Below are 11,254 nucleotides of genomic sequence, written 5' to 3'. Positions count from 1 at the left end.
AACCGCTTCGGGGGTATTTGCCGATATTGTTGCTATAGGAAGCTATTTGGCGTAAAGTTCAACCTCCATAAACCATGAATGATTCAATAAAAGTATTCGCCCCTGCTACGGTTGCCAATGTGGCTTGTGGTTTTGATATATTTGGCTTTGCAGTAGACAATCCTGGCGATGAGCTAGTATTGCGCAAGACCGATGCAAAAGGCGTAAAAATCAATAAAATCGAAGGTGACGAAGGTCGTTTGCCTTTGGATGCAAGTAAAAATACGGCTGGTATTGCCATTATCAAGTTCTTAGAAGCTATCGGTGCCGAATCGCAGGGTTTTGAAATGGACTTGAAAAAATTGATGCCACTAGGTTCGGGATTAGGTTCTTCGGCGGCTTCTTCGGTAGCTGGTGTATTTGCAGCAAATGAGTTGTTGGGTCGTCCGTTGGCACAAAAAGACCTATTACCTTTTGCGATGGAAGGCGAATTTATTGCTTGTGGTTCGGCTCATGCCGACAATGTTGGTCCGAGCTTGATGGGAGGATTTACGGTAATTCGTAGCTACGACCCATTAGATATCATCCAACTTCGTACGCCCAAGGAGCTATATGCCACCATTGTTCACCCTCATATTGAGGTAAATACCAAGGATGCACGTAATATCTTGAAACGTGAAATTTCTTTGAAAAAGACGATTACCCAAATGGGCAATGTGGCTGGTTTGGTAGCTGGTCTGATGCTTCCTGATTATGATTTGATTTCTCGCTCATTGGTTGATGTAATCATCGAACCCGTTCGTGCGATTTTGATACCCCAATTTGATGTTGTCAAAAATGCTGCACTTGAAAATGGAGCACTTGGCTGTTCTATTTCTGGCTCTGGACCTTCGATGTTTGCTTTGTCAAAAGATTTTGACACGGCTCAAAAAGTTGGAAAAGCCATGCAAGAAGGTTTTGCCAAAGTAGGTATCGATTCTGATTGTTACGTTTCTGGAATCAACCAAGCAGGGCCCGTTGTGATAGGCTAGATACCTTTAATTTTTTAAGAAATGTAAAAGGGTATACTTCCGAAATCCGATATCCGAAATAAACAGTTTGGGAATTCTTAGGACACTTCTAACTATGTATCAAAAAAGCGGTCGAAAATTGTTTTTCGACCGCTTTTTTGATGAATGATTAACAAGTTATATCAATTTCCCAAATCAGAACGATTCATTTTTACTAGGTCATAAAAAGTAATATATTACCGAAAAATCACATTTCACCTTGTTTGAATATCTTTGAAAATAAGATGGCTAACGATATTCCGAGTAATACCCCAATAAAATCCGCTAGAACATCGGCTAAATCATAGGCTCGATGAAAGGATGCAGGCAATAAATATTGCATTATCTCAATGCCATATCCAAATAAAGCTCCTCCTATTACCACTCTAAAAAATGAGGCATAAGCATACATCGCCAAAAATGCCCAAGCCCCAAAAGCCAAAAAATGCTGTGTTTTATCATAAAAATTAAGCGAATGGGGGATTTCCTTTGAAGGAATAGCACACAAAATAATAATTAAGCCTCCACATAACCACGACCACCCTTTTCGTCTTAACAGTTTATCAATCAGATTCATATCGTAATAAGATAAGTTATCAGTAATATATTAAATATAATAAGAAATATATTACCTATTTATTAAAAAAATTTAAAAATATTCATTTTTGCTCATGTACTTTGGAATTTTTTCACCTACCTTTGAATCGTCTTTATCAAACCAATTTTTTATGAAAAAACTATTAACCCTTATTTGTGCCTGCGTAGTATTTGTAAGTTCTGCGCAAAATCAATACAACATTATTCCTTTACCTCAAACACTAAGCCCTCAAAAAGGTCAGTTTGTTGTAAAAGCGAATACAAATATTGTAGTAAGTACCAATGACCCTGCTTTTAAACAAGTGGCAGCTATGTTGGCCGACCAATTGAGTGCTGCAATGGGAACAAGCCCTAAAGTAGTTAACTCAAAGAGTAAAGCCGTAAGCAATAGTATTCAGTTTGTAAAAAATGACCAACTAGCAGAGGAAGGATATACGCTTAATGTAAGTAGCAAGCAGATAAACATTGCAGCCAGCACTGGAAAAGGCGCTTTTTATGCATTACAAAGTTTGTTACAATTACTTCCAAATCAAATTTTTAGTAAAGAAAAATCTACAGGCGTAACATGGTCTGTACCCAACTGCTCTATTGCGGATGCGCCACGCTATTCATACAGAGGCTTACACTTGGATGTTGGTCGTCACTTTTTCCCTGTAAGCTTTATCAAAAAATATATTGATTTGATTGCTTTACACAAGTTGAACAATTTTCACTGGCACTTGACAGAAGACCAAGGTTGGAGAATTGAAATCAAGCGCTACCCAAAATTGGCAGAAATCGCCTCGAAACGAGCGCAAACTGTTGTTGGTAGAGCTTATTCAAAGAAATTTGATGGCAAACCTTATGGTGGATATTACACACAAGACGAGGTAAAAGAAGTGGTAGCGTATGCCAAAGCAAAGTTTGTAAACGTGATTCCAGAGATTGAAATGCCAGGACACTCTCAAGCAGTGTTGGCAGCTTATCCTGAATTTGGTTGTAATCCTGACAAAATCTATCAAACCGCCACTGACTGGGGTGTGTATGAAGATGTACTTTGCCCAAGAGAAGAAACATTTCAGTTTTTGGAAAATGTTTTGACAGAGGTAATGGAGCTTTTCCCAAGTGAATATATTCATATCGGCGGTGATGAGTGTCCTAAAAAACAATGGAAAGAAAGTCGTTTTTGTCAGGAAATTATCAAGCGTGAAAACTTAGGGGATGAACATGGCTTACAGAGTTATTTTATCCGTCGTATCGATAAATTTATTACCTCAAAAGGTCGTAAAATGATTGGTTGGGATGAAATTTTGGAAGGTGGTCTTTCGCCAAATGCCATCGTAATGTCTTGGAGAGGTACTGAAGGTGGTATTGCAGCAGCTAAAGAAAACCACGATGCCATCATGACGCCAGGAGGTTATGTGTATTTGGACCACTATCAGGCAGACCCTAAAACTGAGCCTTTAGCAATTGGAGGTTTTACTACTCTAGAAAAAATCTATTCGTATGAACCAACTCCTACGGAGCTTACGCCTGAGCAACAAAAGCATATCATTGGAGTTCAAGCAAATGTTTGGACAGAATATATGCAAACCAGCGATTATGTTGAATACATGGTTTTCCCTCGTGCCTCAGCCTTGTCGGAGGTAGCATGGACCAAAAAAGAACTAAAAGATTATAACAATTTCTATAATCGTATGAAAGTTCATGCAGACCGTTTGGAGAAATTACATGTCAACTTTTTCAAAGGTTTTTTGAAATAAACCCCAATAAACCAGTAACTCCCAATTTTCCTATAAATAATAAAGGTCAGCAGGATATTTCCTCGCTGACCTATTTTTTATTCTTCTGTGATATAACTCAAATGCTGAGCTAGCAAAATGTACAAATCTTGCGGCGTGTGAGGTTTTAATAAATAATCATTCATCCCTAAACTTAGTGCCAATTCTATCGTTTCTGTATTGTTATCGGCCGAACTAGCAATAATGGGTATCTCCGAAAACTTCCTTACTTCCTCAGCAAACTCGAATCCGTTCATTTCTGGCATTTGCAAATCAACGATGATTAAATCATACGGTGTGCCAGTTTTCAAGGACTCCAAAGCATCAATCCCATTAGTGAAGGTTTTTACAGAAATACCTTTTTTCTGTAAACTTCGATTAATTATAATAAGATTGATAGCATTATCATCAATCGCCATAACATTAAAGCCTTCAAAGTTAAAGTTTGTTACAGTATCTTTCTTTGTTAACTCCTGGGGTACTTGCGCTACGGTCAAATCAAATTTAAAAGTAGAACCTTTTCCAACTTCACTTTCAACGAGGATTCGCGTACCAAACAGTTCTACTATTTTACGAATAATAGCCAACCCCAAACCTGTACCCCCAAACTGGCGGGTAGTTTTGCTGGAAGCTTGCACAAATTCCTCAAAAATCTGATTTACAGCATCTTGAGGAATACCGATACCTGTGTCTATTACCTCTATAGTGAGCACATTTGCCGTTGATAATTGCTCTTTAAGGCTAACTTTGATAGTAACTACTCCATTTTTGGTAAACTTTACAGCATTAGACACCAAATTGTTGATTACCTGAACAAGTCTGGTAGGATCACCTCCAACATAATTCGGAACTTGCTCGGCTATCTCAACTTGTAATTTATTGCCTTGTTCTTTGGCTCTATGTAAATTAATACTGACGATATTCTTAACTAAGTCTCTAAGATTGAAACTAATATTTTCTAATTGAACCTTCCCTGCTTCTAGTTTACTAAAATCAAGAATATCATTAATAATCGACAGTAACGTTTCTCCAGTAAATTTCAAAACATTCAAAGGTTCTTCTTGGTCATTACGAGGAGACTCTTCAAGCAATAGATTGATATTTCCCAAAATTGCATGCAACGGAGAGCGTATTTCGTGGCTCATCATCGACAAAAAAGTAGACTTGGCTTTGAGTGCTATTTCTAACTTTTCTTTGGCATTGGTAAGTGCTTGATTTTTTAGTTCGAGGTTTTGCTTTGTTTCTAGTAATTCAAAGGTTTTTTTTCGCAATTCCAGCTGACCCATAGCTTGAGAAGCAAGGGCTTTCAAGGCCACAATCTGTTCTTCTTTCAGTCTTTTTGGAGTACTATCTATTACGCAAAGAGTACCCAACGGCATACCATTTTCCGCCACTAGCGGAATTCCTGCATAAAAAACAACATAAGGAGAACCAATCGTTAAGGGGTTGTCCGAAAATCTCTCATCTTCACGAGCATCCTCTATAATAAGTGGTCGATCTGGCTGTACAATAGCATGAGCACAAAAAGATAATTCGCGAGGGCCTTCAGAGTTTTCTACTCCTTGTTTAGCCTTAAACCATTGTCGATTTTCGTCAATTATCGTAATTGTAGAAATAGGAGTTTGACAAATTTGTGAAGCAATACGTACAATATCATCAAAATCCCTCTCAGGTAAGGTGTCTAAGATTTTATACGACTTTAAGGTTTCTAATCGCTCTTTTTCGTTTTCTGGTAGTATTGGATAAGTCATATTATCACCCGATTGGATTTAAGTAAGGTTTTACATTAATGATAGGCTTATTAGAACTAACAAAAGGATAAATTTAGAATTACTTAGGAGCAAGAGAAGACCACAAAAGTAGTCAATTAGCATACATAAATATACAACAATACAGATGTTGAAAAGCTATTTTACTTTATTTTTTTAGAAGCAAAAAAAACATTTTTACACTCTTTGCCTTGTGACTGTTGCCTATTGTCTAATATATCAACATACTAAAATGGCTTTAGACTAAGCATCAGGCCAAATTATTGGTTGGCATTTATTAAAAAACTTTTCGAGTTTTTGTCAAAAGAATATTATTTAGGTTAAAACTCCAATTCTATAACATGTGGTTCCATCATGAGTTTTTTGGCTAATCTTTCGTGCCGAGAGGTTTTACCACGTACAGACCAATAGCAAATTATTGTATCGTTTCTATAAATCTGCTTTCCTTTTTTTGCTTGTACTTTCAGTTGTTTGAAGATTTCATCCATTTTCAAAAAACCGTTATCTCCTTTTTTAACTACGATTTTATAGTTTCGAGTTTCTCCGTACCGATGAATCCATCTTTCTAAAATAAAAAAGAATTGTAAAATCATAAATACCAAAATTGCACCAAAAAAAGATAACAAAATATGCCCATCGCCGATGGCCATTCCTAGGGAGGCTGTTACCCAAATAATGGCTGCGGTAGTAAGGCCTTTTACTCGGTCGTCTACTTTAAAGATGATTCCTGCACCTAAAAACCCTACTCCCGTCACGATATTAGCCGAAATTCGATCTGGTGATGCCCCCATACCTACTTTTTCGGACAAAATAGTAAAAATGGTTGAGCCCACCGCAATTAGTGTGAAGGTTCTCAAACCTGCAGATTTGCTATGGTATTCGCGTTCGCCACCAATGATAGCACCAACCACTGTAGAGCTAAGCAGTTTGATTAAATCTTCATCATGTATAATATGATTCCAGAGAATTTCCCAATCACCCATCAAAAACATACGAATATTTTTTCTTTATAGATTTTACAATTAAAAGGTAAAAAGCTCATTCAGATATCAGGAAAGCTTATTCGTAATGAGGTCTACTCCTATCACTTTTAAGCAATTAAGCAAAATCAGATTCAACCTAAATGCGTTAGTCAGTAAGCATAAGCATTAGGCAAAAGCTCTTTATAATTACATAAAAAACACTTTTTTCTTTTGTTTTCGGCATTCGGCCAAAACATATCTTTTGTTACTAAAAAACTATTTAGCACTCTGTGCCTTGTGCCTGTTGCCTTGTGCCTGTTGCCTTGTCCCTAAAACACAAAATTTAAATCTAATTCTGCACGATTACTTACCATTGTGAAATTAATAGATATTCTCAAGGCAAAAAAATAGCCGTCACTTTCGTAACGGCTATTTTCTGAGTAATTACGCTTATTGTTTCTCAGTGGCCATCACTAGCGCCAAATTGAGCTTGGCAACCACGTCGTAAATCTTGGCTAATTCTTGTACAGTACGGTCTTTTGAAATACGCAAAACTACCGTTTCTGAGTTTTTAGCTTTGGCTTGTTCGGCCAAATAGGCCTCCAATTGCTCAGGTTGCACAGGATTATCATCTACGAAATAATTATCATTTTCGTCTACCGTCAAACGGATATTTTCTTTAGTAGCGGTTTGTTCTGCGGAGCTCGATTCTGGCAAAAGAAGCTTAATGGCATCAGGACTTGCCAAGGTTGATATCATCAAGAAAAACATCATCAAGAAAAACAAGATATCCGCTAAGGCTCCAGTTTCTACTTCTGACTGTTCTCTAGTTCTTTTTCTAATATTCATATTTTACTTCAAATTAGAAAGCTCTATTACTTAGAGGCAGGTTTGTGAAGAATATCCAAAAAGTCGATGGCCGTAACTTCCATTTTGTTTACGGTACGATCAATCATCGTTGTCAAAATCGTATAGAAAAAGTAAGCAATAATACCTACCATCAAACCCGTTGCAGAAGTTACCATTTTTTCATAAATACCACTTGCAATCGTGCTAATATCGATTTTGTTAGCTACCGAAATATTGTGGAAAGTACGAATCATACCCGAAACAGTACCCAAGAAACCAAACATAGGTGCAATCTTGGCGATGGACGACAAGATACCCAAGTTTTTCTCCATGTTGTAGATTTCAACACGAGCTGAATTTTCGATGGCATTCTCGATATCGCGCATCGGTGAACCAATACGGTTTAAACCCTTTTCTAATAAACGAGCAATTGGAAAAGGTGATGTTTTACAATAATTAATAGCTCCTTGGATATTACCCGCATAAAGCATTTCCTTGATTGAAAACAAAAAAGTATTATCCAGCCTAGATGTCTTACTGATATATCTGTATCGTTCAATAAACAAGAAAAAAGCAATAAAAAACAATACAAAAATTGGAATCATAACCCATCCTCCTTTTTCTAAAAGGCCTAATAAGTTAAGATCTTCACCTACTTTGGTAACTGTTGTTACGGTAGTCGAGGTTGTGTCGGGTTCAAAAGTCGTTGTCTGTAATAAGATACTTAGAAGAGTAGTCATAAGTTTTTACAGGTAAAAGCGTATTTTCTTAATTGAAAAATACTGCCATTTTGATTTGTAGGAAATTGATTAATTATTGAGTTACCTTACTTGCAAATTATTGCGATTGTCGCACGAGTAGACACCTACACGAACTAAATTTTCAACAAGTTTAACGAAAAAATTTTAGTAATATGATATAAATCAGCCAAAAAAAAGCCTGTTGCTGTCCTGTAGGGTATTTCCTGTTTGTGACAAAATATCAATTCAAAAAACACCATTCCCCTAAAATAGCACAGAAAAAGGATTTTCTATTTACCGTTTGATAAAAATGAAGTCAAGGTTTAAAAAATTTGACTCAAAACCTCAGTATTCAACTGATGCCCCCCTTCAAAGCTATGGATTTCGATGGTGGGTACAGATTTTTTTAACGATTCGAGATATTCTTCTTGGTTGATTTGTGTCAAAAACTCATCTTTTTTGCCATAGACATAAATAAGCGGCTTATTGGTAAAATGATGGGGACTCACCAACTCTGCGATACCATTTGAAAAGTACCCTGCCCAAAGAATCAATCTAGTAAAAATATCTGCTTGTACCTCAAACCATCTTGCAGCGGTAGCACAACCTTTTGAAAAACCCAAAAGCTCGATTTCAACTTCAAACGGGTTCAAGTCAATCAAGATAGTGTCTAGTACTTGATTGAGATAATTGAGGTAATCAACTATTTCGGTATCTCTCGACTCTTTGGTCATCCAAGTAGCTCCCACTCGGCCCGAAAACCCTTTAAGATAAAATCTAGAAAGAGCTTCTGGTGCTACTACAAGCGTATTTTCGGAGGCTAAGTGTGTAAATTTTTGAATAAAATACTCCGCCAATTGTCCATAGCCGTGCAACACAAAAATTACCTTACGTGTTTTTTCGGAGCTGCCACCAAGGGTATAATAACGAGCGGTTTTACATACTTGTATTTCGTGTGATGGCATGGAATAAATCATTTAAGTAAAATATCCAACTCAATTTTTTAATAATCGGGCTAAAACACCCTCTTTGAGAGCATAGGTAGACACTTTAATCTGCTGAATTTCATATCTTTTCAGAATAAAGTCAATCAAACAGACGCCCACCACAATCATGTCTACACGCAATTCAATCATGCCAGGTATTTGCATACGTTTTTCTCTATTTTGAGAAACCAAGGCTAAAAAAGATTCTTTAAAAGAATCCATCGGCAAATCAAAGCTTACCTGTTGACGAGGTGGCCACTGATGATGCTGCTTATGCCAATACATATCTATTAAAGTCTCAAAAGAACCAGCCGAACCGATAATACATTCTGGGGCGTATTGATGTACCGCATTGGTCAATGGTAAGAGCATATCTTCCAAATAATCGCGCATGAGCCCCACCGAACGGGGAGAAATAGGGTCGGTATTCATAAATTGATCCATCAATCGCTGGCCACCTATTTCAAAACTTTGTTTCCAAAACACTTTTGTTTCATCGCATATAATAAACTCCACACTACCACCACCAATATCAATAATCATCGACGGTGTTCGTCCGATGGGTGTTCCAAGCTTCACTCCATCATAAATCAAACCAGCCTCTTCATCACCCGATATCACCTGAATCTGAATACCCGTAGCTTCCTTAATTTGTTTACAAAACTCTAGCCCATTTTTGGCATTTCGTACAGCACTGGTGGCCATAGCTATTACGTTTTGTAATTCTACCTGTTGTTTTTCTAAAATAGTTTTAAAAAAATTAAGTCCTGCAATAGCTCGTTCTATACCTTCGTCAGTAATGAGGCCTTGTGAAATTCCACCTTTCCCAATTTTGGCGGCATAACTATCTTCATGAATTATCTGAAAATGTTGCCCTTCTTGTTCAACTACCAGCAGTTGAAAGGTATTTGTACCTAAATCTATAATTGCTTTTTTCATATTGATATAACAAGCTTCACAGCACGAAGCGATTTACAAAGAAACAGGATTCTTTATCGACAAACGAACTTTCATTGAAAAACTTCATGTTCTTTGTGTGTAAAAAACACAAAGGTTATCTTTACATTATGGTATTAATAACGGGTATAACAGGATTAGTTGGAAGCTTTGTGGCCAAACAGTTTTTGGCCAAAGGGCATTTGGTAGCAGGACTTCGCCGTGCTAACAGTGATTTGTCATTAGTTTCCGAAATTCAGCATCAAATCCAATGGTTTGAAGGCGATGTGCTGGATGTACTATCTTTAGAAAAGGCTTTACAAAACATTGATATTGTGGTGCATGCCGCAGCGGTTGTGTCTTTTGCGCCAAAAGATGCCGAACTCATGAATAAGGTCAATATTGAAGGTACAGCAAATGTAGTAAATGCTTGTTTGGATGCTTCCATCAAAAAAATGTGCTTTATTAGTTCTGTAGCAGCTTTAGGACGCAAACTTCCCCAAGAATATACGCCTGGGCAACAAGTAACTATTTCCGAAAAATCTACTTGGGAAGAAGACCCCCTCAATTCTAACTATGCCAAAAGTAAATATTTAGCAGAAATGGAAGTCTGGCGTGGCGTGGCCGAAGGACTCAATGCGGTGATTGTGAACCCTTCCGTCATTTTGGGCGAGGCAGATTGGAACAAAAGCTCTACCCAACTTTTTAAATATGCTTTTGACGAACCAAGTTATTATCCCAAAGGGACCATTAATTATGTGGATGTCCTTGATTTGTCAGAATGTGTATATCAATTGGCGACTTCCGAAATCGTTGGCGAAAGATTTGTTTTGAATGCAGGGGTAATACCTTTTCAAAGTTTCTTTGAAAAATTAGCGCATGCCCTACACAAAAAGGCTCCTACCAAAGTAGTAACCGATTTTATGTCCGAAATCCTTTGGAGAATCGAGGCATTTAGAAGTTGGCTAACAGGAAGTACCCCGCTTTTGACAAAAGAAACGGCACGCTCTTCAAAATTTAATTTTTATTTTGACAATACGAAAATTAAAAAACAGCTCAATTTTGAGTTTCGTAGCTTTGAAGAAACCGTAACGAGGGTAGCAAAGCATTTGTCTCAAAAACAAGCATCATAGGCTAATTGGAATTTTTAGTAAAGTATTGCTTTAAGTTAGCACGCAGAATAAAATGCTTAAGGCTTTCAGCTTTGGATATACGGCAAAAATGTATTTATTGTTACTAAAAAGCATTTTACAATCTTTGCCTTATGCCAGTTGCCTAAACACTTTTGAGCTTAAGGCTTTCAGCTTTGGGCATTCGGCGAAAATATATCTATTATTACTAAAAAGCATTTTACACTCTTTGCCTTGTGCCTGTTGCCTAAACACTCTTTGCCTTGTGCCTGTTGCCTAGTGCCTCAAAACTCTAATTTTGCACAACCACTTAGGCGGTAAGCATTAGGCAAAGAGTTACAGAATAATTTGTACCCAATGCCTAATGTAAACAGCCATTCACATAACAATCCAGAGTTAGAATTGTAATAAGGGAGATTTCCAATAGTTGCGGATTTCTGATTTAGGAAATAATGTAAAATACCATTATTTTTTACAAAATATAGAAACTTACACTT

Annotated in this window: 10 protein-coding genes; 3 read left to right on the top strand and 7 right to left on the bottom strand. The window is 37.1% G+C overall.

All coding sequences use genetic code 11. The features are described 5' to 3' along the window. The first annotated feature begins 74 nt into the window (after positions 1 to 74). Complete coding sequence (locus tag ACOVQ4_RS18945) at positions 75 to 1,010, top strand: homoserine kinase (protein WP_421822178.1); 936 nt, start codon at positions 75 to 77, stop codon at positions 1,008 to 1,010. 226 nt (positions 1,011 to 1,236) lie between these two features. On the opposite strand, the gene ACOVQ4_RS18940 is transcribed toward ACOVQ4_RS18945, so the two are convergent. Beyond that, complete coding sequence (locus ACOVQ4_RS18940) at positions 1,237 to 1,605, bottom strand: VanZ family protein (RefSeq protein ID WP_421822177.1); 369 nt, start codon at positions 1,603 to 1,605, stop codon at positions 1,237 to 1,239. A gap of 151 nt (positions 1,606 to 1,756) precedes the next feature. Here ACOVQ4_RS18940 and ACOVQ4_RS18935 point away from each other — a divergent pair, with 151 nt between their 5' ends. After that, entirely contained in the window at positions 1,757 to 3,367 is a 1,611-nt protein-coding gene (locus tag ACOVQ4_RS18935) for a beta-N-acetylhexosaminidase (protein ID WP_421822176.1), read from the top strand. A 77-nt stretch (positions 3,368 to 3,444) separates the two neighbouring features. Here the strand turns inward: ACOVQ4_RS18935 and ACOVQ4_RS18930 are convergent, their stop codons facing one another. The 6 genes from ACOVQ4_RS18930 to ACOVQ4_RS18905 all read right to left on the bottom strand — a co-directional run bounded on the left by ACOVQ4_RS18930 (position 3,445) and on the right by ACOVQ4_RS18905 (position 9,630). Continuing rightward, on the bottom strand, positions 3,445 to 5,136 hold the full coding sequence (locus tag ACOVQ4_RS18930) for an ATP-binding protein (protein ID WP_421822175.1): 1,692 nt from the start codon (positions 5,134 to 5,136) through the stop codon (positions 3,445 to 3,447). A 338-nt stretch (positions 5,137 to 5,474) separates the two neighbouring features. Beyond that, the gene (locus ACOVQ4_RS18925; protein ID WP_421822174.1) at positions 5,475 to 6,146 is read right to left on the bottom strand and encodes an MgtC/SapB family protein; all 672 of its coding nucleotides are present in this window, start codon (positions 6,144 to 6,146) and stop codon (positions 5,475 to 5,477) included. A 420-nt stretch (positions 6,147 to 6,566) separates the two neighbouring features. Continuing rightward, positions 6,567 to 6,965 (bottom strand): ExbD/TolR family protein, encoded by a 399-nt coding sequence (locus tag ACOVQ4_RS18920; RefSeq protein WP_421822173.1) that lies wholly within the window; start codon positions 6,963 to 6,965, stop codon positions 6,567 to 6,569. 26 nt (positions 6,966 to 6,991) lie between these two features. Beyond that, positions 6,992 to 7,705 carry a MotA/TolQ/ExbB proton channel family protein gene (locus ACOVQ4_RS18915; RefSeq protein WP_421822172.1) on the bottom strand — a complete coding sequence of 238 codons (714 nt, stop codon included), beginning with the start codon at positions 7,703 to 7,705 and terminating at the stop codon, positions 6,992 to 6,994. A gap of 323 nt (positions 7,706 to 8,028) precedes the next feature. Further along, positions 8,029 to 8,670 carry an alpha/beta hydrolase gene (locus ACOVQ4_RS18910; RefSeq protein WP_421822171.1) on the bottom strand — a complete coding sequence of 214 codons (642 nt, stop codon included), beginning with the start codon at positions 8,668 to 8,670 and terminating at the stop codon, positions 8,029 to 8,031. Between the two features lie 30 nt (positions 8,671 to 8,700). Beyond that, complete coding sequence (locus ACOVQ4_RS18905) at positions 8,701 to 9,630, bottom strand: phosphatase (RefSeq protein ID WP_421822170.1); 930 nt, start codon at positions 9,628 to 9,630, stop codon at positions 8,701 to 8,703. A gap of 128 nt (positions 9,631 to 9,758) precedes the next feature. Here ACOVQ4_RS18905 and ACOVQ4_RS18900 point away from each other — a divergent pair, with 128 nt between their 5' ends. Beyond that, complete coding sequence (locus ACOVQ4_RS18900; protein ID WP_421822169.1) at positions 9,759 to 10,760, top strand: SDR family NAD(P)-dependent oxidoreductase; 1,002 nt, start codon at positions 9,759 to 9,761, stop codon at positions 10,758 to 10,760. The last annotated feature ends 494 nt before the right edge of the window (positions 10,761 to 11,254 follow it).

The sequence above is a fragment of the Flectobacillus sp. genome (assembly GCF_049240685.1).
Taxonomy (GTDB): domain Bacteria; phylum Bacteroidota; class Bacteroidia; order Cytophagales; family Spirosomataceae; genus Flectobacillus.
This window is presented reverse-complemented; position numbering and strand designations above follow the sequence as displayed.

Excerpts from the sequence above, each read along its gene's own strand:
- ACOVQ4_RS18945 (WP_421822178.1), top strand. The coding sequence starts at position 75 with ATGAATGATTCAATAAAAGTATTCGCCCCTGCTACGGTTGCCAATGTG.
- ACOVQ4_RS18940 (WP_421822177.1), bottom strand. The coding sequence starts at position 1,605 with ATGAATCTGATTGATAAACTGTTAAGACGAAAAGGGTGGTCGTGGTTA.
- ACOVQ4_RS18935 (WP_421822176.1), top strand. The coding sequence starts at position 1,757 with ATGAAAAAACTATTAACCCTTATTTGTGCCTGCGTAGTATTTGTAAGT.
- ACOVQ4_RS18930 (WP_421822175.1), bottom strand. The coding sequence starts at position 5,136 with ATGACTTATCCAATACTACCAGAAAACGAAAAAGAGCGATTAGAAACC.
- ACOVQ4_RS18925 (WP_421822174.1), bottom strand. The coding sequence starts at position 6,146 with ATGTTTTTGATGGGTGATTGGGAAATTCTCTGGAATCATATTATACAT.
- ACOVQ4_RS18920 (WP_421822173.1), bottom strand. The coding sequence starts at position 6,965 with ATGAATATTAGAAAAAGAACTAGAGAACAGTCAGAAGTAGAAACTGGA.
- ACOVQ4_RS18915 (WP_421822172.1), bottom strand. The coding sequence starts at position 7,705 with ATGACTACTCTTCTAAGTATCTTATTACAGACAACGACTTTTGAACCC.
- ACOVQ4_RS18910 (WP_421822171.1), bottom strand. The coding sequence starts at position 8,670 with ATGCCATCACACGAAATACAAGTATGTAAAACCGCTCGTTATTATACC.
- ACOVQ4_RS18905 (WP_421822170.1), bottom strand. The coding sequence starts at position 9,630 with ATGAAAAAAGCAATTATAGATTTAGGTACAAATACCTTTCAACTGCTG.
- ACOVQ4_RS18900 (WP_421822169.1), top strand. The coding sequence starts at position 9,759 with ATGGTATTAATAACGGGTATAACAGGATTAGTTGGAAGCTTTGTGGCC.